This is a genomic window from Corynebacterium sp. HMSC074A09 (assembly GCF_001811545.1).
GTDB classification, from domain to species: Bacteria; Actinomycetota; Actinomycetes; order Mycobacteriales; family Mycobacteriaceae; genus Corynebacterium; species Corynebacterium hiratae.
The window spans coordinates 18,196-38,796 of sequence record NZ_KV805153.1; the positions used below are offsets into that span (position 1 = coordinate 18,196).

The following is a 20,601-nucleotide window of genomic DNA, read 5'->3' on the forward strand; positions in this document are numbered from 1 at the left end:
CCTATGTGACATTTGTTCGGGGTGGCGTTAGTATATGGAAGACCTGCGTGTGGCTGTCGCGTGGGCATGGCTTAAAGCAATCGCCTTGTAGTGGCGTGTGTTTGCTTGGCACGTTCAAGAAGTGAGCGTGTTGTGGCCGTGCTAATGACGTGTCGTTTCCACCACCGTGAGGTAGAACATGAAATCTGAAGACGCAATCGTTGACGCCTTCTACGAGAGCGACGACGATGTCCCCTCCAAGAAGGGCATCTGGCGCCTCTTTGTCTACAGCGCTATTGGCGCTTTCGTATTCTTCTTTCCCATCAGCTACGACGGAAAGAAATCTATCCCGCTCGACCACATGGTCACCATCATCCGCACCTATGCCGATGTCCTAGTGCCTTGGTTCATCTTGGCGTTAGCGCTCTATGGCACAGTGCGCAGCATCGTGAATAAAAACTGGAAAGAAGGCCCGCTCCAGGCGGTCTTTACTGCGCTCAACGTGGTGGGCCTGGTGGTCTCCTTCCTGATGGTCATCGGAAAGCTTCCCGGAGTGCTGGGCAACGAGGACATCGTGCCCTTCCTGTGGAACTCGATTGCCACGCCAGTCGGGCTCATCGTGCCTATCGGTGGCGCGTTCCTGGCCTTGCTCATCAGCTACGGCCTTCTGGAATTCGTCGGCGTATTCATGCAGCCCATCATGCGTCCGCTGTGGCGCACGCCGGGGCGCTCCGCCATTGACGCGGTGGCCTCCTTCGTGGGCTCCTACTCTTTGGGAATCCTCATTACTGACCGCGTGTACCAGCGCGGCGGCTACACCGCGCGTGAGGCTTCCATCATCGCGACGGGCTTCTCGACGGTCTCCGCTGCCTTCATGGTGATCGTCGCCAAGCAGCTCGACCTGATGGATATGTGGGGCATCTACTTCGCGGTATCCCTCGTGGTGACCTTCCTGGTTACGGCGATTACCGTGTGGATTCCGCCGCTGAGCAGGATTCCCGACGACTACGTAGACGGCGTGCAACCGGACCCGGAAAAGCCAGTGAAGGGCAATTTCTTTAAGGCCGCGTGGCGTGAGGCGCTGCTGGCGCTGGACCGCGCGCCGTCTTTGGGCGCTGCCATTTGGGAGAACCTGCGCGATGGCGTGCGCATGGCGTCGGCGATTGTGCCCTCCATCATGTCTGTGGGCCTGATTGGCCTGCTGCTGGCTAACTTCACGCCGCTCTTCGATTGGCTGGGCTACCTGTTCTACCCGTTCGCGTGGATTGTCCAGCTGCCGGAGCCGGAGCTGGCGGGCAAGGCCGCGGCCATGGGCATTGCGGAGATGTTCCTGCCGGCGACTGCGGTGGCTGGTTCTGAAAGCATGGTGCTCAAGTTCGTCATCGGCGTGGTGGCGATTTCCGCCATCATCTTCTTCTCCGCGCTGGTGCCGTGCATTCTGGCTACTAAGATTCCGATCAAACTCTGGCAGATCGTGGTCATCTGGTTCGAGCGCGTGGTGCTGACCATCATTATTGCGACGCCGATTGCCTTCCTGGTGACTTAGCTGGGACTTGTACGAGGGCTCACTAGAATGTGGGCCCATGAGTACCTCCCGAGTCCCGGCGGCGCGCAATGCGCTGGAGATCCTCCGGCTGCTGTCCACTATCGACGTGCCGATTTCCGCCGCGCGCATCCGCAGTGAGCTGAACCTGCCGCGCTCCACGACTTACCACCTGCTCAAGGAGATGGTGGACGCGGGCTTCGTTGTGCACCTGCCGGAGAACCAAACCTATGGGTTGGGGCTCGTTGCCTATTCGATGGCTGCTGCCTACGCCACGCAGCAGCCCCTCGTGCGGGTAACCCAGGGGCACCTCGAGCGGATTGCCAGCAGTGTCGGGGGTTCGGGGCACCTGTCGCGTTTGGCGGGCTCGGAGATTCTCTACCTCAACGAGATTCGCGCGCCGGGGGCGCTGTCCTTGGTGACGGAGAGGGGAGTGCGGCTGCAGGCGCAGCGCACGGCCTCCGGGCGGGCGATGCTGGCCCTGCTCCCGGAAGCGGAGTGGCGTGCAGCATTCGTCCCCGGTTCTTTAGGTTTTGGGGAGTACAAGGAAATCTTGCGCCAGGTGCGCGAGCGCGGCTGGGCCGAAGAGGTTGAGGTGGTGGCGCGCGGGCAGGCGTCGGTAGGCGTGGCGGTGGTTGACCACGTGGGCAGGCCCGCGGCGGCGCTGGCGGTGACCTTCCCGGTGGGGACTGCCGACGCCGCCGACGTCGCCCAGCAACTGCACGCGGCAGCGCAGCAGGTGGCGGAGAGAATGTACGGGCGCCGCTAACTGGTCGTGCGCGGGGTATTGGCGCGCCGGGCAGCCTGTTGTACTATGAGCGCAACGCGTAAGGCTGTCGCGCGTATCACTATTTTTCTATTCTTGTGAAAGCAAGTACGTGTTTTCGCGTGCCTTCTTCCCTTCCACGCGGGTGGTGGGGCGGGGTACCGCAGCGACGTCAAAGGAGCCTTACATGTCTAATTCTTATCCCTCCACCGTGACCGTGGGTATCGGTGCGCTGAGCATCGAGGAGGTCGTGGCCGTTGCGCGCTATGGCGCGAAGGTGGAGATTTCTGAGGATGCCCTGGCGGAAATCGCCTCCACACGTGAGCGTGTCGAGGAGCTGGCCCAGGATCCGACTCCGGTTTATGGCATTTCCACCGGCTTCGGTGCCCTAGCGCGCCGCCACATTCCGGAGGAGATGCGCGCGCAGCTGCAGCTTTCGCTCGTGCGCTCGCATGCAGCAGGCACGGGCCCGGAGGTTGAGCAAGAGGTCATTCGCGCGCTCATGCTGCTGCGCCTGTCCACCCTGTGCACTGGGCGTACTGGCGTGCGTCCGGTGGTGGCGGAAACCTATGCTGCGGTCCTCAACGCCAACATCCACCCGGTGGTCCGCGAATACGGTTCCTTGGGTTGCTCCGGTGACCTTGCACCGCTTGCGCACTGCGCACTGGCACTGCTCGGTGAAGGCGAGGTGCGCGTTGATGGCGGCGAGGTCACCCCGGCCGCGGAAGCCCTATCCGCTGCGGGTATCGAGCCGCTCAAGCTGCGGGAAAAGGAAGGCCTAGCACTGATTAACGGCACCGATGGCATGCTGGGCCAGCTCTGCCTGGCCATTACAGACTTGCGTGAGCTGGCCAAGACCGCCGATATCGCCACCGCGATGACGGTGGAGGGCCTGCTGGGTACCTTGGTGGTCTTTGCCGATGACCTGCAGCAGCTGCGCCCGCACCCAGGCCAGGCAGATGCTGCGGCCAATATCCTGCAGGTCGCAGAGGGCTCGGAGATTCTCGCGGCCGCTCTCGAGGAATTTAAGAAGAAGCAGGTGCAGGACGCCTACTCGGTGCGCTGTGCGCCGCAGGTGGCTGGCGGTTTCCGCGATACCGTGGCGCACACAGCAACGGTTGCGGAGCGCGAGCTGGCCGCGGCCGTCGACAACCCGGTGGTGGCCAAGGACGGGCGCGTGGTCTCCAACGGCAACTTCCACGGCGCGCCGGTGGCCTATGCGCTGGACTTCCTGGCCATCGTCGTGGCTGACCTGGCCTCCATCTCTGAGCGCCGCACCGATCGCTTCCTCGATGTTGCTCGCAGCCGCGGCCTCAACGCCTTCCTGGCCGATGACCCGGGTGTGGACTCCGGCCACATGATCGCGCAGTATGCGCAGGCGGGCATCGTCTCTGAGCTCAAGCGCTTGGCCAACCCGTCTTCGGCGGATTCCATTCCGTCGTCGGCCATGCAGGAAGACCATGTGTCCATGGGCTGGTCGGGTGCTCGCAAGCTCCGCAAGGCTGTCGACGGTCTGCAGCGCGTCCTCGCCATCGAAATCCTTACCGCCGCCCGCGCCATCGATATGCGCGAGGGCCAGCCGGCCAAGGGTACCGGCGCGGTCATCGATGCCCTGCGCCAGACCGTCCAAGGCCCGGGCACCGACCGCTACCTCTCTCCGGAGATCGAGGAGACCGTGCGCCTGGTCAAGGAGGGTGCGCTGGTGGCTGCGGTAGAGGGGGCCGTCGGCACGCTGCGCTAAACACCTCCCGCCCCATGGCATGTGCCATGGGGCCTTCTCTTGCCGTCTTATTTCCAAAAATGCAGACCTGGAAGTGCAGACCTGCTGGTCGTCGCAAAGCACTGCCTTGCGCTGGACGACGCCCACCTGCATGAATGCACTTCCAGGTCTGCACTTTTAGGCTGGGCACCGGATTACAGGTAGTGCGGCGGAGGTGAAGAACGGAAGCCTATCTGTGGCGAGGCACACAAAGCTGGGTTATGAGTAGTGCATGAACAATGAACAACTCTTTAGCTTTTTAGACCAGCACCTTATCGACCTTCGGAAGCTGCCCAATGATGATCCCCGGTGGAAGAAGGTGCATGCCGGCAAGGTGGCCAAACTGGCGTGGTGCTTCGTGCTGCCGATGGTGCATTGGCACGAACTCAAGCCGTGGCAGAAGGAGACCGCGAAGGCGTACGTGCTCGGGTTGACCTTGCCCAAGGCGACATTAGTGGGAAAGTCCGCCGCCCTTATTCATGGAATTCCGCTGGTTGTGCCGCCGACCGAATGGGAGGCGACGTTGCCTTCGAACTCGGTACCTCCACGATCTAAAGCCACTGTCCGTTATCGCCGCATGGATTTGCGCGGTAAAGAGACGGTGGTTCACGGGATTCGCGTGTCAACCCTGGAGCGCACGGCCATTGATATTGCGCGGTTCTATGGATTTGAGGAGGGGCTCGTTGCCGTCGATGCCGTGCGGGCGCGCAATGTAGGTCAGTTCGGGATTAACGAAACGCTCGGCGCTATGGGGAGAGTTAAGGGTGTTGCCGCCGCGCGGCGGGCGGTTGCTGAAAGCGTCAATTGCGCGGAGTCACCGTGGGAATCCTATGCCCGTGCCTTGATTCTTGCGGCGGACTACCCGGAGCTGCGCTGGGTCAAGGCGCAGTATGTGATTGAGAACTATCGAGCGGATCTGGTCATTAATGGGTGGCTCGTGATTGAGATTGACGGAAACGTCAAGTACCGCTTCGAGGCCGAAGAGGTAATTCGCGCGGAGCATCGGCGCCAGCAAGCCATCCTCAACAAGGGCTACATCGTCTTGAGGTTTAGCCCAGAACAGTTGAGTTCGCGGCCTGACTATTTCCAGGAGACGGTGGGCAAACACCTGGCACGCGGCCCGCGCTTGTAAAAGTGCAGACCTGGAAGTGCAGACCTGCTGGTCGTCGCAAAGCACTGCCTTGGCGCTGGACGACGCCCACCTGCGTGAATGCACTTCCAGGTCTGCACTTTTGGGTTGGGCTCTGGATTGCAGGCAGCGCGGCGCTGAATTGCCTGTCAGACGACAGTCTCGCATCTGAGACAGGCAGGCCAAAAGAGCCCTAGAAGTTGGTGCTGCGTCACAGTAGCTTCTGATGTGTGACGCTGACCAAGCCCCACAAGGGACAGCCCCGGGAAACCGGCCTTGGGGGTTTGGAAGGGCGTCGAAAAGCACGAGCGAAAGGAAGTCATGTCTGAACCCCGCGAAGTACGCGCCCCGCGCGGAACCGAACTGAACGCCAAGTCTTGGCAGACCGAAGCCCCGCTGCGCATGCTCATGAACAACCTCGACCCCGAGGTTGCTGAGCGCCCCGAGGACCTCGTAGTCTACGGCGGCACCGGCCGTGCAGCCCGCAGCTGGGAGGCCTTCGACGCCATCGTGGAGTCGCTGAAGGACCTCGAATCCGACGAGACCCTGCTGGTGCAGTCCGGCAAGCCGGTCGGCGTTTGGAAGACCAACGAGTGGGCACCGCGCGTGCTCATTGCCAACTCCAACTTGGTCGGCGACTGGGCTAACTGGGAGCACTTCCGCAAGCTCGAGGACGAGGGCCTGATGATGTACGGCCAGATGACGGCCGGTTCCTGGATTTACATCGCTACCCAGGGCATCCTGCAGGGTACTTTTGAGACCTTCGCGGCCGTGGCCAAGAAGCGCTTCAACGGCACGCTCGCCGGCACCTTCACCCTGACCGGTGGCTGCGGCGGTATGGGCGGCGCGCAGCCGCTGTCCGTGACCTTGAACGGCGGCGCCTGCCTCATCGTCGATGTTGACGAGACCCGCCTGAAGCGCCGCCAGTCCAAGCGCTACCTCGATGAGGTCGTCACCGACCTGGATGAGGCACTCAAGCTGGTGCTCGACGCCAAGGAGAACAAGAAGCCGCTGTCCGTCGGCCTGGTGGGCAACGCCGCCGAGGTCTTCCCGGAGGTGCTGCGCCGCCAGCGCGCGGGCGAGTTCACCGTGGATATCGTTACGGACCAGACCTCCGCGCACGACCCGCTGAGCTACCTGCCCACCGAAATCACCGTCGAGGATTGGTACAACGAGGCCAAGGCAGATCCGACCACCTTCACCAAGAAGGCCCGCGAGGCCATGGCCGCCCAGGTCCAGGCCATGGTGGAATTCCAGGACGAGGGCGCCGAGGTCTTCGACTACGGCAACTCCATCCGCGACGAGGCCCGCAAGGCCGGCTACCAGCGCGCCTTCGAGTTCCCGGGCTTCGTTCCGGCCTACATCCGCCCGCTCTTCTGTGAGGGTCTCGGCCCCTTCCGCTGGGCAGCGCTCTCCGGCGATCCGGAGGACATCAAGGTCACCGACCAAGCACTTAAGGAGCTCTTCCCGGACAACGAGCACCTGCACAACTGGCTCGATGCCGCCGAGGAGTACGTGGAGTTCGAGGGCCTGCCGGCACGTATTTGCTGGCTGGGCTACAACGAGCGCCACAAGGCTGGCCTGCTCTTCAATGACCTGGTCAAGGAAGGCAAGATCAAGGCTCCGATCGTCATCGGCCGCGACCACCTCGATTCCGGTTCCGTGGCCTCCCCGTACCGCGAGACCGAGGCCATGCTCGACGGCACCGACGCCGTGGCTGACTGGCCGCTGCTCAACGCAATGACCGCTGTCTCCTCCGGTGCCACCTGGGTATCCATCCACCACGGCGGCGGCGTGGGCATGGGTCGCTCCATCCACGCGGGCCAGGTCACCGTCGCCGATGGCACCGAGCTGGCCGCCGCCAAGCTGCGCGCGGTGCTGACCAACGACCCGGGCATGGGTGTTATCCGCCACGTGGATTCCGGTTACACTCGCGCCAAGGAAGTCGCCGACGAGCGCGGTGTGCGTATCCCGATGGAATTCAAGGCCCGCGACTAGACAAGAGAGGAAAAGAAGATCATGTCCACCCTGTTTACTGGAATCTCAGAGCTGCGCACGGTGTCGGAGGCAGGCACGCTTGCCGACGCCGCACTCATCGCCAACACCGACGGCACCATCGCCTGGATCGGCCCAGCCTCCGAGGCCCCGGCCGCGGACGAGAAGGTCGACCTGGGCGGGCGCGCAGTTCTGCCGGGCTGGGTGGATTCCCATACCCACATGATCTTCGATGGCGACCGCTCCGCCGAGTTTGAGGCCCGCATGGCGGGCGAGTCCTACCAGGCCGGCGGCATCGCCGTGACGATGGACGCGACCCGCTCGGCGGGGGAGGAGCGCCTGGAAAAACTCCTGGTGGAACGCATCGCCGCTGCCCGCCGGGGTGGAACGACCACCTTGGAGACGAAGACCGGTTACGGTCTCAATACCGAATCCGAGGTGGAGGCCGCTCGCGTGGCGGCCCGCCACGTCGATGACGTGACCTTCCTCGGCGCGCACCTCGTGCCGCCGGGAGCAGAGGCCGAAACCTACCTCGACGAGGTTGTGGGCCCGATGCTCGACGGCGTGGCGGAGCACGTGCAGTGGATTGACGTCTTCTGCGAGCGTGGTGCCTTCGACGAGAAGCAATCGCGCCGCGTGCTCGAGGCTGGCAAGGCCCGCGGATTGGGTGTGCGCGTGCACGGCAACCAGCTTGGCGAGGGGCCCGGCGTAGCACTCGCGGTGGAGTTGGGCGCGGCCTCCGTGGACCACGTCAACTACCTCAGCGATGCGGACGTCGAAGCGCTGGCCTCCTCCGATACGGTGGCCACCCTGCTGCCGGCGTGCGACCTGTCCACGCGGGAACCGCTGGCACCGGGCCGCAAGCTTATTGATGCCGGCGCGACCGTCGCCATCGCCTCCAACCTCAACCCGGGAACCTCGTACACCTCCGCAATGAACTTCTGCATCACGACGGCCGTGCTCCAGCAGCACCTCACCCTCGATGAGGCCATTGCTGCTGGCACTCTGGGCGGTGCCACCGCGCTGCGCCGCCAGGATGTCGGTGAGGGCAAAGACGCGAAGGGCCGCCCGGCTAAGGGCTCGCTGGTGGTCGGTGCAGCCGCGGACCTGCATGTCCTCGATGCTCCGAGCGCTATCCACCTTGCTTACCGCCCGGGCATGCCGATGACGTTCAAGACCTTCGTCGGCGGCCGCGAGGTCTAGAAAGCAAAGTCTCGCACTCTAGAGTGTAAAACTTTGCAGTCTGAGGTATTCTGCAGGCATGATGTGGACAGTAGAGCAGCTCGAGGACTACCTCGAGCACTGTCGCCTCTTGCAGTCGGATACGACGACCGTGGAGGTGAAATCGGGACGCGGCGGAATGCCGCAGTCCCTGGGGGCTACTCTGTGTGCCTTCGCCAACATGCCGCGTGGCGGCACCGTCATCATTGGAGTGGCGGAGCCCGGCTTTGCGGTGCACGGCGTGGACGATCCTGGCGCTATCGAAAGCGCCCTGGCGGATCAGGCACGCACCCTCGTGGAACCCGCGCCTTACATTGAGACCCAGACCCTCCAAATCGAAGGGCGTGCTGTGGTGCTCGGCCACATCGAAGGCGTGCTGCCGCACCAGCGGCCGGCGCTCTATCGGGGGCGGCCCTACCTGCGCATGGCGGACGGTGACTATGTCATGAGCTCCAATGACCTCCGCATGATCGAGGTGGATAAACTACACGCGCGCGAGGCCATTGCCTATGACTCAGAACCCGTTCCTGGGTCAAGCCTAGAAGTTTGTGATGATTCGGCGCTCAAGGAAGCAGTGGCGGAGCTGCGCAACGCCACCCCTCGTTTGCGGGGTGCGAGCGATGCCGAGTTACTGGAGCTATTCCGCGTGGTCGATTCCCGAGGACAACTGAGTGTGGCCGGTTTGTACGCTCTGGGGCGCTTTCCGCAGGGATTCTTTCCCGACCTGCATATTTCTGCGGCCGTGCAATACCCGGCGGGGGAGGAAGGACCACGCACCCGGAACCTGGAAGAGTTTTATGGGCCCGTCCCGGATCTGGTGGATGCGGCCGTGGCGTGGGTGCGCCGGAATATCGATACCGACTTGGTCTATGGCACGGATGGACATCTGCGCGAGGTTCCCGAGCTTCCCCTCGAGGCGGTCCGCGAGGTCATAGCTAATGCCGTGGTCCACCGAGACCTCGGGCCGGAAAGCTTAGGTGCCGGGAAGTTCGTCACCATTCGGCTGACTCGCCAGGCACTGATCGTGACTAGCCCGGGTGGGCTACGCGGCATCTCCGTGGAAGAACTCAAGGGAAGGGTACTGTCACCCGTCGCTGTAAACCCGCGCCTGTATGCACTGAGCACGAAATTGCGTCTAGAGGATGGCGAGCGCGTCATCGAGGGCCAGGGCGGAGGCATGAAGGTCGTCTTTTCGTCCCTTCGCAAAGCCGGCTTGCGCCCGCCGACCCTCATCGACACTGGTGTTCGCTTCACCGTGATCCTCTGGAGAGCGGGGCGAGGCGATGACGAGCACGCCCCCGCGACTCGCAGCGCCTCTGCTTCCTTTCAGCCCGCGCTTGCCCCAGCACAGACAGCGAAGGAAGGCAGTGTGGTGGAAGACGGGCTCGTCGCCAAGCTCGGCGGAAACCCGGCACTTGTGCTTGCTGCACTACGCCGGAACGGCGAGCTCTCGCTCGTGGACATCGTGAACAGCACGCAGCTCACCCGCGGCCAGGTGCGTTACGCGTTGGGCAAGCTCATCGAGTCCGGGCACGTCACGATGCGCGGCAAACACGGTGACCGCGCCACGCGTTACGCTGCGAAGGAGTAGCCCGAGGCGGAAAAGGTCGGGTAATTCAGCGGTGAAATAGCTAATTGGGTGCCGGTGCCGTACTCTGGTCTGAGCAATGAGCATTACCGATAACGCCACCGGCGGCGTAAACGAGCCGGAAGAATTCAATAAGTCGGAATCTCAGGAAAACTCGCAAGGTGGCGAAGCTCTGGACGCTTCGCAGGTATCCAACCAGGACACCGGGGCTGCGAATAACCCTGAGGACACCGGCGCTGAAGAAACTTCAGCCAACGACAACTCCCAGGGTTTTGCACACCTCGGCCTTCCCGATGACGTTCAGGAAGCCGTGTCCAAGGTGGGCTTTACCAAGCCATCCCCAATTCAGGAAGAAACCATCCCGATCCTCATGGAGGGCCGCGACGTCGTCGGTCTGGCCCAGACGGGTACGGGTAAGACCGCGGCCTTCGCGCTGCCGGTTCTCTCCCAGATCGATACCGAGGCCCGCTACCCGCAGGCTCTGGTCCTCGCGCCCACGCGCGAGCTGGCCCTCCAGGTAGCGGACTCCTTCCAGTCCTTCGCCGACCACTTGGGTCGCATCGAAGTTCTGCCCATCTACGGCGGCCAGGCTTATGGCATCCAGCTCTCCGGGCTGCGCCGTGGCGCCCAGATCATTGTGGGCACCCCGGGCCGCGTCATCGACCACCTGGAGAAGGGCTCCCTGGATATCTCGCAGCTGCGCTTCCTCGTCCTCGATGAGGCGGACGAGATGCTCAACATGGGCTTCCAGGAAGACGTCGAGCGCATTCTTGAGGACACCCCGGAAGACAAGCAGGTCGCACTCTTCTCGGCCACCATGCCGAACTCGATTCGCCGCCTGTCTAAGCAGTACCTCAACGACCCTGCCGAGATCACGGTGAAGTCGGAGCGCCGTACGAATGACAACATCACGCAGCGCTTCCTGCTGACCCCGCACCGCCACAAGATGGATGCCTTCACCCGCATCCTCGAGGTCATTGACTACGACGCCATCATCGTCTTCTGCCGCACCAAGCACGCGACCGAAGACGTGGCCGATAGCCTCAAGGAGGCCGGCTACAACGCTGCCGCCATCAATGGCGATATTGCCCAGCAGCAGCGTGAGCGCACCGTCGATCAGCTTAAGGATGGCCGCCTCGACATTTTGGTGGCTACCGACGTGGCGGCCCGCGGTCTCGACGTGGACCGCATTACCCACGTGGTCAACTACGACATCCCGAATGACACCGAGTCCTACGTGCACCGCATTGGCCGTACCGGCCGTGCTGGCCGCACTGGTGAGGCCATCCTGTTTGTCACCCCGCGTGAGCGTCGCATGCTGCGCTCCATCGAGCGCGTGACCAACGCCCGCTTGGAGGAGATGGATCTTCCGACCGCGGATGAGGTCAACGCTAAGCGTAAGGAGAAGTTCTTCGCTTCCATCGGCGCTTCGCAGGAGGACAAGCAGTTCGAATTCTTCCGCGACATGGTGCGCGAGTACTCCGCAGCGGAGAATGTGGCGATGGATGATATCGCCGCGGCCTTGGCCGTGCAGCTGCAGGGCGGGACGGACTTCCTGCTCAAGGAGCGCCCGGTGACTAAGAAGGACCGTCGCGAGCGCGATCGCTTCGAGCGCGACGGCCGCGGGCGTGACCGTGATCGTGGTCGTGACCGCGGTGGCCGCGACCGTGACCGCGGCCCGCGCCGCCCGGATGGGGACTTTGAGACGTACCGGCTGGACGTCGGCAAGCGCCAGAACGTGCGCCCGGGTGCGATCGTGGGTGCGCTGGCCAACGAAGGTGGCCTGACTTCCAAGGACTTCGGACGTATCACCATCGCGGTGGGGCACACCTTGGTGGACCTGCCGAAGAACCTAGACCCGGCAGTGCTGGACCGTCTGAAGGACACCCGCATTTCCGGACAGCTCATCAAGATTCAGAAGGATACCGGCCGCCCGCCGCGCCGGAACTACGATGACGACCGTGGCCGCGGCGGCTACGGTGGACGCGGACGCGGTGAACGCGGCGGATACCGCGACCGTGACCGCGGTGGACGTGGCCGCGACCGTGGTGGGCGCCGCGGGGGCTGGCGCGACTAGGCTCCGCTAGGCGCCGCAGCGGCCCTAACGCTGCACGAGAAAACCTCCCAAACTCTCACTGAGAGCTTGGGAGGTTTTATCTGTTGAGGCCTAAACCGAAGAGTTTAGACGTACATCAGGATGGCGCAGACAACCCACAGCAGGTTGAAGATACCGGAGAACATCGCTAGCTGCTTCTTCAGCTTGGCCACATCGGCGCTGCCCGGGCTAGCAATCGCGGCCATGGCCTGGTTCTGCTTCGGGATAACCACGACGAGCAGAATGACCCAGGCGATGACGGAGAGCAGAAGGGCAATGTGGAACTGGACCTGAGATTTGTAGGCAGCCAGGTCAGTAAGGAAAACAGCCAGGCCGATGACCGGAACGATGGCGGAAATGTAGCCATAGGTCGAGGTGATCTTGTTGAGGATGCCGGCGGCACCAGCGGCCGAAGCATCACCGGAAGCGGCCTTTTCCACCTGGCCGGGGAAGGCGGAGGTGGAGATACACACGGTACCGACCAACAAGATGGCAGCGAAGGCGTGAAGGAAGATGAGCAAGCTTGTCATGGGGAGTGCGCTTTACCTTTCTATACGGGGCTTATCCCAGCGAAAGTCTAACGGTGCTGGGATATGAAATCGAATCGACACTGGTGGCGCATGACTGCATAGTCGCGGGCAGGCAGTGGGAGTTGGTATTTGCGCGCCACTGCGGCAAGGCGCAGCGAATAGTCGCAGCGGTCGGCGGGCGGGAGCCAGTCCGCCGGCAGGGAATCGGACTTGGCTTGGTTCAAGTTGCGGGCAGTGGCAACAAGGTTGAGCGGATCGTTGGCGAAGGCCATCTTCTTTTCCCGCGGCCACGTTGATGCGCCGAGATCCCAGGCTGCTGAGAGCGGAAAGACGTGGTCGACTTCGACGCGCTCCGGCGCGGGTGCGCGGGCATAAGGATCGTAGAGGGTGCCGTCGATGGTCTGCGCTGCTTTGACGTTATCGCGGGTGCCCGGCGCCCAGCCGCCGAAGTCATCGCGGTTGTAGCCAGGGGCCTCCACGCGCGCAGGCACGGTAGCCACACCCAGGTCCGGGCCGGGAAGGAGATGGTAGCCGCCGTAGGCCACCGTGGCTATGGAGAGGAAGCCGATATAGGCCGCGCGCAGGTTCATGCAGTTTTAGACTGTGCGCAGCGTGGAGGGGTTCCTGAAGGGCTCGGAGGGGAGCCGCCAAGCACGCAATGAGGTGGGGTGCGATGTCAACAAAACTTGACAAAATAAGAATAGTTTTAATAATTAGCTTGGTAATAGATTAAGAATGTCAAAATTACTGATCCCGCTATCACTGCTAAAGGAAAGGAAACGCAGTGAAATCTTCGCTCTCCATTCTTGCTGCGGCATGTCTCGTTGTTGCAGCAAGCCCTCTTGCCTTTGCGCAGGACGTCGCGCCGGAACTGCCGGAATCTGCACTCGCTGAGGAAGCCCTCAAAGACCCCATAGCAATGGAGAGCCCCGACGAATCCGGTGACATTAAGGATGCCGCCGAAGGGTTAAAGAATTACTCCACAGCACCAGCACCTGGTAGTAACAGCCCGGTCGGTGATGAATACTCGGCCTTCTACCACGATGCTGTAGATCTGGAGTCATCCACCCCCGGCCAGCTTTTCCGTTCCGCGCCTGTTCGCAACCCGGCGAATACCCTCGGAATTACAAATATCGGCCCCTACAAGGCCCAGCGCATCCTGTATTCCTCTACCAACCGCACGGGAGAGAAAACGGCAGTCAGCGGCATTGTTATTGAGCCCAAAGCAGCATGGACGAAGCCGGGACCACGCCCGGTTGTAGCATTCGCCCCTGGTACCCAAGGTGTGGCAGACCGCTGTGCGCCGTCGCGCAAGATTGCTGAAGGCGTGGGGGATTATGAGCAGTTCTTCTTCGAGCAATACTTGAAGAAGGGATATGCGGTGGTGGTGACAGACTATGAAGGTCTTGGTACCCCAGGAATGCACACTTACATGGACCGAATCTCCCAGGGGCATGCAGTCTTGGATAGTGCGCGTGCGGCACAGCAGCTGAACGGCTGGGATATTAGTGGTGACAACCCCGTGTTCATTAACGGCTATTCGCAGGGAGGTGGGGCAGCGGCATCAGCAGCGGAACTCTATGATGACTACGCGCCTGAGCTTAACGTCAAGCTAGCAACGATTGGTGCTGCACCCGCGGATCTGACGTTGCTGCCGCCGGCTCTCGACGGCACGCTGTATTTCCTTTTTGAGTCCTATGCGTTGTTGGGCTTGAGTAACTCCTATGGCGAAGACCTGTACGCTCATCTCAATGAGAAGGGGGCTGCAATTCTCAAGCGCGCCACCAACACCTGCACCCTGGGGCTGGCTGGCTTTTCAGGAACCACCATTGAACAGATCAGCAATGAGGGCAACAGCGTTGACGAATTCATTGCTACTGCGCCCTTTGACCGAATTCTGGCGGACCAGCACATTGGTTACGATGCGCCGTCGATTCCGGTGGTGGTTACGCACGGCCGCGGCGATGATGTGATTCCTTTCTCCACCGCTGAGCAGCTGGTTGAGCAGTGGACTTCGCGTGGTGCAAACGTGACCTTCATACCGAATGATGCCCGCTCCCACGTGGCTGGTACCGTCCCGCATATTAAGGAATCCGTCAAGGCTATTGAGGCAGCGCTGTCTTAAAAGGAAGGTGTCTCGGGCACCTCAGTTCACAAGACAAACCCCTCGCCGGAGCTTAGTGATGAACTAGCTCGACGAGGGGTTTAAAAGTAGGAGGGGGGAGGGGCCGAAGGCTACTTCTGAACCTTCTCCGCGGCCTCCTCGAAGTCCAAGTCATCGTTTTCTTCAACGAGCTTGGCCAAGCGGGTAGCCTCCTCGAATTCCTGGATGACCTTCTCATCCGGAGCCTTGGTTGCAAGGGAAACACCGACGGATACGAGCAGAGCGGAGATGAAGCCCGGAACCAGCTCGTAGAGGGTATCGCCTAGCGGGCTCATGCCCCAGCCAATGGCCACGATCGCACCGGTGAGCATGCCGGCGATGGCACCGGTGGAGTTGAGGCGCTTCCAGTACAGCGACAGCAGCACCAGCGGGCCGAAGGCGGAGCCAAAGCCGGCCCAGGCGAAGCCGACCAGACCCAGAATCGAATCCGACGGGTTGATTGCCAGCACAGCGGCGACGATGGCGATGGCCACGACGGCAGTACGGGACAGGTTGATCAGGACGTTCTGGCTTGGCTTCTTCTTAGCGAAGATGAGGTAGAGGTCCTCAATCAGGGAGGTGGAGACAACCAGCATCTGGGAGGACATCGTGGACATGATGGCTGCCAGAACGGCGGTCAGAACCAGACCAGCAAAGAGCGGGTGGAACATGACCTGAGCCATGTCTAGGAAGATGGTCTCGTAGTTCTCCTGGTCGGTGATGGAGTGGTTGGTCTCAGTGAAGAAGACCGTGCCGGAGAGCGCGACGAAGATGGCTCCGATCAGGGAGATGCCCATCCAGCTCACACCGTAGAAGCGGCCTGCGCGGGCGTCGGAAGGCTTGCGCAGCGCCATGAAGCGCACGATGATGTGCGGCTGGCCAAAGTAGCCCAGGCCCCAGGCCAGGTTGCCGATGATGACGGCAGCGGATACACCGGAGAACAGGGAGAAGTAATTGGGGTTCTCAATCACGCCACCGGTGGCGTAGGGGTTCTCAGCGGCGAAGCTGAAGATATCGCCCGGGTTGTCCAAGGAGAAGAGCACCATGATCGGCACGATGATGAGGGAGGCGAACATGAGCAGGCCCTGGACGGTATCGGTGTAGGACACCGCGAGGAAGCCGCCGACGAAGGTGTAGAAGACCGTCACGGCAGCCACGACGAGCATGCCGACCATGTAGTCGCCGCCGAAGCTGGACTCGAAGTAACGGCCGCCGGCCACCATGCCGGAGGAGACGTAGAAGGTGAAGAAGAAGATAATGATGGCCGCCGCGATAATGCGCAGCAGGCGCGACTTATCGTGCAGACGGTTTTCAAAGAAGGAGGGCACGGTAATGGAGTTGCCGGCAATTTCGGAGTAGGAGCGCAGACGCGGCGCGACCCACTTCCAGTTGGCCCAAGCACCGATGAGGAGGCCGATGGCCATCCACAGCTCGGACATACCGGTCAGGAACAAAGCGCCCGGCAGGCCCATGAGCAGCCAGCCGGACATATCGGAGGCGCCGGCGGATAGGGCGGCTACGAACGGGTGAAGGCCGCGGCCGGCGAGAACGTAGTCGTCGTACTCATCCGTCTGCTTGTAGCTCCAGAAGCCGATGGCGGCCATGGCAAGCAGGTAGATGATCATCGCAACGACATACCAAGTGGAGTCTTGCACTGATCTCTCCTTGAGATTGAGATTTATAAATAGGACCTACTCACGCTAACGAGGCGATTCCTCTGACCCAACTGAGAATTGGCTGCGTGACCAGTATTTGGTTACCTTGGTCACAGCTTATTGTACGGTCTTACTGGTGTTACGTCGTTATGTAACGAGACTATAACGATTGTCTATTTAGGCAGGATTCGGGAACTTTCTGCGACCCCGTCCCCCAAAAGGTGTGCTGCTAAACTGGCCCCTATGGCTTCTTACCTGCTGCATGGCCTCTGGCTGCCCGTCTCCGGCCTGAGTCTATGGATCGAACAGGTCGAAGGGCACAAGATCATCATGCCCTCAGCAGTGCCAGAGGGAACCTTCCCGGATGCGGTCGATAACATCCTGAGTAAGAAGACCTTCCGCAACCGAGCACGAGTGTCCCTGCGCACTCCAAAGGGCAAAGATGTCTCCCTCATGGTGCCCATGGCCATGTTCGCCCCGGATGAAGCGGTGGAGACCTTGGCCAAGCTGGAATACCTCGACACCGATAGCCAAGCGGCCACCCCGGAGCAGCGCGCGACCATCGCGCCAGATCTCCTGTGGCTCATCCGCGCCTACCGCGGCCTCTACCGTTTCGTCCGGGCCGGCCGCGTGACCATCCGCCTGTCCTACCAAGCCGGCGAGTGGTACCCGATGTGGCAACTGGCTTCGGGCTTGGGGGAGCGCAGCTGGCTGGCAGAGATGCTGGCCTCCGCGCCCGGCATCCTCTCCATTAATAACCGGGCTCTCTCTGATGATTTGGCGGATGAGCTCACACACTGGATTGCCTATACTCAGCTGCGCCCGCAGATCGATGCCCCACGCGCCGCGCCGTGGCATGACTTCGCCCAGGCGCTGTTGAGAACTTCGCCTGTGAAGAAGGGGCGCGCGCAGTTGCTGCGCGGTCTCAACGAGTGGAAAGACTCCATTACCTCTGTAGATCTTCAACTGGTCTTCCTCGTGGAGGAGCCGCCAAATGATAATGTCTCCGTCGAGGATGCAGCGTGGCCCATTCGCCTGCTGGTGCGCTCCGGCACGGATTCGCCGCTGCCGGTGCGGCAGGAGCAGTTGGATCGGGGGAGCGTCGAGAAGCTGCGCGAAGCCCGCCGCCATGCCTTCGACGTGGCACCGCGGCTGAAGTACAACTCCGCCCCGGCGAGCCGGAATGCGGGTGACTGGGACGTCTACCTGACCACGGAGCAGCTCGTGGATTTTGTCACCCACGACGCCGCCGCCCTGCGTAAAGCCGGCTTTACCGTGCTGCTGCCCAAGTCCTGGTCCCACATGGAGACCAAGGCCAAGCTGGAAACCACGGAGGTGCGCGATCCAGCCGATGCCGCCACCAAGGCACACATCGGCATGGAGAAGTTGTTCAGCTATGACTGGAAGCTCTCGGTGGGGGACACGCAGCTTACCGACGCCGAAATGCACGAGCTCATCTCCTCCAAGTCTGGTCTCATTCGCCTGCGCGGCGAGTGGGTCATGGCGGATACCCAGGCCTTGAACAAGATCTCGCAGTACATGCGCGAGTTGGCGGATACAGCCCGCAAGCGCGCCCTGAAGGAGCTGGAGCAACTCGCCGCGACTGCGGAGATGGCCCGTCAGCTGGAACAACCCGGCTGGGAAGAGCTCGTGGCCGAGGTGGAGCGCCGTCGCAAGGAATTCAATGAGGGCGAGCAGGAAGAAGCGGTCACGCTGGCGGATCTGCGCGAGATGGCCTTGAAGTCGATGGCGGAGGACCCCGTTGCCTTCACTGGCTCCGAGTGGCACACGTCGCTGCTCGGCGGGCTGGATAGTACCGCGCCCGACCGCGTGGAGATCCCCGATACGGTCCATGCCGAGCTGCGCGAGTACCAGCGCCGGGGTGTGGACTGGCTGTATTGGATGTCCCGCAACAACATCGGCGCGGTGCTGGCGGATGACATGGGTTTGGGCAAGACCCTGCAGCTGCTTTCCCTGCTGGCGGTAGAAAAGAACGCCCATGAGTCAGCTGAGGAAGCGGAGGCGTGGAAGCCCACCCTAGTGGTTGCCCCGACCTCCGTGGTGGGCAACTGGGCTAGGGAAGCCAAGCGCTTCGTGCCGGACTTTAAGGTCATGGTGCAACATGGCACCGGGCGCCTAAAGGGCGAGGAGCTGGTCACGGCGGCGCAGAACGCCGATATCGTCATCACCTCCTATGGCACGGTCAGCCGTGACTTCCTGACCTTGAGCAAGGTGGAGTGGGACCGCGTGGTCCTCGATGAGGCCCAAGCGATCAAGAACGCCTCCACGCGCTCCTCCAAGGCCGTGCGCGCCATCCCCTCGCGGCACCGCGTGGCGCTGACCGGCACGCCGATTGAGAACCGGCTGTCGGAAATGCGCTCCATCCTGGACTACTGCAACCCCGGGATCCTGGGCTCAGCTTCCTTCTTCCGCAACCACTTTGCCAAGGCCATCGAGCGCGAAGGAAGCGATGTCATGGCGGAGCGCCTGCGCCTGCTCACCGGCCCGTTCATCTTGCGCCGCCTCAAAACGGATCCGAATATCATCGATGACCTGCCGGAGAAGTCCGAGCAGATTATCACCGTGCGCATGACCGATGAGCAGGCAGCCCTCTATAAGGCTCTGGTCAATGACGTGGAGCAGGCCTTGGCAAAGAAGAAGGAGGGGATCTCGCGCCGCGGCCTCATCTTGGCATCGCTGACCCGCATCAAGCAGATTTGCAACCACCCAGCGCACTTCTTGGCCGATGGCAGCGCTGTCACCATTAAGGGCAAGCACCGCTCCGGCAAGGTGGAAGAACTCATGCGGATCATCGACCAGGCCATCGAATCCTCGGAGCGCGTGCTGGTCTTTACCCAGTACAAGGCCTTCGGTGACGTCCTCCAGCCCTACCTGTCTGAGCAGCTGGGCTGCGAGATTCCCTTCCTCCACGGCGGTGTGAGCAAGAACCGGCGCGACCAGATGGTTGAAGAATTCCAGGCCGATGATGGCGCACCCGTCATGCTGCTCTCGCTCAAGGCAGGCGGTACCGGGCTGAACCTCACGGCGGCGTCGATTGTCGTGCACATGGACCGCTGGTGGAATCCGGCGGTGGAGAATCAGGCCACGGACCGTGCCTTCCGCATTGGCCAGCAGCGCAACGTGCAGGTGTACAAGATGATTACCGCCGGTACCTTGGAGGAATCCATCCAAGACATCCTCGACGGCAAGACGCAGCTGGCCGGGGCCGTCGTGGGCGAAGGCGAGGGCTGGCTCACCGAACTGAGCCCCGAGCAGCTGGCGGATCTCATGAGCTACAGGGAACAGGAGAAGTAAATGGCACCGAAGAGTCCTGAGGACAACAACGTCATCTACGCCAACTTCGGCACCCGCAAGCGCGTGAGCACGCCGGAGGAGGTCAACCGCGTCGACCGCGTGCGCACCATGCAGCCGGCGGCCACGCGCCTGCTCAACTTTGTCAACCAGCAAACGGATTCCGGCCGCATTCGCCGCGGGCGCCAATACGCCACGGAGGGCCACGTCGTGGGCCTCGATGTGCGCAATGGCGCGGTGCACGGAAAGGTCGCGGGCTCCCAGAACGAGCCTTTCGCGGTGCTCATCCAGGTGCCCTACCGCAACAACGAGGACATCGGGCGGCTGTCGGAGATGTTCGCGCGCACGCCCAACTCCGTGGCGAAGGCCCGGGAAGGCATGCTTGCCGACGCCTCCCTCGACATCCTCATCGCCGAGTACCCCGACGACCTCCGCTTTTCCTGTACCTGCCCCGACCCAGAGTACGTGTGCAAGCACGTCGTGGCGGTGGCAGACCGCCTCGCGGCCCGGATGGATGCCGATCCTTCCGTGATTTTTGCCCTGCGCGGACTCGACTTCGCGCGGCTCGAGCAAGCGGTCATGGAGCAGGCCAAGGCGGCCTCGGAGGACTCGTTTTCCGCTTCTGCGGCCGCTGAAATCTCGGCCGAGGAACGCAATGCTTTGTTCTGGGAGGGGCGCGAGCTGCCGCCGTTGCCGGAGCCCAAGACCGCTCCTGCGGTGGATGATTCCGACCCGGAACTGTTGCGCAAGGCCATGCGCTCCGTCAGCCATACGAACATAGATTTGCTTCGGGCGGTCTCCGATGTCGAGGACCTTTACTATCATCTGACGCACTAGACATTGCCACCTTAAGGGGAGGGGCTCACACGCCCAGCCCTGGACCACG

The 20,601-nt window shown here is 62.2% G+C and carries 14 protein-coding genes; 11 read left to right on the plus strand and 3 right to left on the minus strand.

The window, feature by feature from the left end:
* Positions 1-178 precede the first annotated feature (178 nt).
* From HMPREF2807_RS07315 to HMPREF2807_RS07350, 8 genes are all read left to right on the plus strand, one after another.
* Complete coding sequence (locus tag HMPREF2807_RS07315) at positions 179-1,525, plus strand: YjiH family protein (protein ID WP_070511505.1); 1,347 nt, start codon at positions 179-181, stop codon at positions 1,523-1,525.
* Positions 1,526-1,562: 37 nt separating this feature from the next.
* On the plus strand, positions 1,563-2,291 hold the full coding sequence (locus HMPREF2807_RS07320; RefSeq protein ID WP_049155142.1) for an IclR family transcriptional regulator: 729 nt from the start codon (positions 1,563-1,565) through the stop codon (positions 2,289-2,291).
* A gap of 184 nt (positions 2,292-2,475) precedes the next feature.
* Entirely contained in the window at positions 2,476-4,029 is a 1,554-nt protein-coding gene (gene hutH / locus HMPREF2807_RS07325) for a histidine ammonia-lyase (RefSeq protein WP_070511507.1), read from the plus strand.
* A 250-nt stretch (positions 4,030-4,279) separates the two neighbouring features.
* The gene (locus tag HMPREF2807_RS07330; protein WP_070511510.1) at positions 4,280-5,179 is read left to right on the plus strand and encodes a DUF559 domain-containing protein; all 900 of its coding nucleotides are present in this window, start codon (positions 4,280-4,282) and stop codon (positions 5,177-5,179) included.
* A 318-nt stretch (positions 5,180-5,497) separates the two neighbouring features.
* Positions 5,498-7,174 carry a urocanate hydratase gene (locus HMPREF2807_RS07335; RefSeq protein WP_070511512.1) on the plus strand — a complete coding sequence of 559 codons (1,677 nt, stop codon included), beginning with the start codon at positions 5,498-5,500 and terminating at the stop codon, positions 7,172-7,174.
* A gap of 21 nt (positions 7,175-7,195) precedes the next feature.
* Positions 7,196-8,374: an imidazolonepropionase gene (gene hutI, locus HMPREF2807_RS07340; RefSeq protein WP_046648897.1), complete on the plus strand. Its 1,179-nt coding sequence runs from the start codon at positions 7,196-7,198 to the stop codon at positions 8,372-8,374.
* Positions 8,375-8,432: 58 nt separating this feature from the next.
* Positions 8,433-9,983, plus strand: coding sequence for an ATP-binding protein (locus HMPREF2807_RS07345; protein ID WP_070511514.1), 1,551 nt, complete (start codon positions 8,433-8,435; stop codon positions 9,981-9,983).
* Between the two features lie 76 nt (positions 9,984-10,059).
* The gene (locus HMPREF2807_RS07350) at positions 10,060-12,057 is read left to right on the plus strand and encodes a DEAD/DEAH box helicase (RefSeq protein WP_070511516.1); all 1,998 of its coding nucleotides are present in this window, start codon (positions 10,060-10,062) and stop codon (positions 12,055-12,057) included.
* A 104-nt stretch (positions 12,058-12,161) separates the two neighbouring features.
* On the opposite strand, the gene HMPREF2807_RS07355 is transcribed toward HMPREF2807_RS07350, so the two are convergent.
* Both HMPREF2807_RS07355 and HMPREF2807_RS07360 read right to left on the minus strand, forming a co-directional pair.
* The gene (locus HMPREF2807_RS07355) at positions 12,162-12,605 is read right to left on the minus strand and encodes a DUF2269 domain-containing protein (RefSeq protein WP_070511518.1); all 444 of its coding nucleotides are present in this window, start codon (positions 12,603-12,605) and stop codon (positions 12,162-12,164) included.
* A 47-nt stretch (positions 12,606-12,652) separates the two neighbouring features.
* The gene (locus tag HMPREF2807_RS07360; protein WP_070511520.1) at positions 12,653-13,195 is read right to left on the minus strand and encodes an HNH endonuclease family protein; all 543 of its coding nucleotides are present in this window, start codon (positions 13,193-13,195) and stop codon (positions 12,653-12,655) included.
* Positions 13,196-13,389: 194 nt separating this feature from the next.
* Between HMPREF2807_RS07360 and HMPREF2807_RS07365 the strand changes: the two genes are divergently transcribed.
* Entirely contained in the window at positions 13,390-14,730 is a 1,341-nt protein-coding gene (locus HMPREF2807_RS07365; RefSeq protein ID WP_070511522.1) for a lipase family protein, read from the plus strand.
* A 110-nt stretch (positions 14,731-14,840) separates the two neighbouring features.
* On the opposite strand, the gene putP is transcribed toward HMPREF2807_RS07365, so the two are convergent.
* Positions 14,841-16,403, minus strand: coding sequence for a sodium/proline symporter PutP (gene putP / locus HMPREF2807_RS07370; protein WP_070511524.1), 1,563 nt, complete (start codon positions 16,401-16,403; stop codon positions 14,841-14,843).
* Positions 16,404-16,646: 243 nt separating this feature from the next.
* Between putP and HMPREF2807_RS07375 the strand changes: the two genes are divergently transcribed.
* Together HMPREF2807_RS07375 and HMPREF2807_RS07380 are read left to right on the plus strand one after the other, a co-directional pair.
* Positions 16,647-19,718: a DEAD/DEAH box helicase gene (locus HMPREF2807_RS07375; RefSeq protein WP_070511526.1), complete on the plus strand. Its 3,072-nt coding sequence runs from the start codon at positions 16,647-16,649 to the stop codon at positions 19,716-19,718.
* Positions 19,719-20,552 (plus strand): SWIM zinc finger family protein, encoded by an 834-nt coding sequence (locus HMPREF2807_RS07380; RefSeq protein ID WP_049155122.1) that lies wholly within the window; start codon positions 19,719-19,721, stop codon positions 20,550-20,552. It abuts the gene before it with no gap.
* The last annotated feature ends 49 nt before the right edge of the window (positions 20,553-20,601 follow it).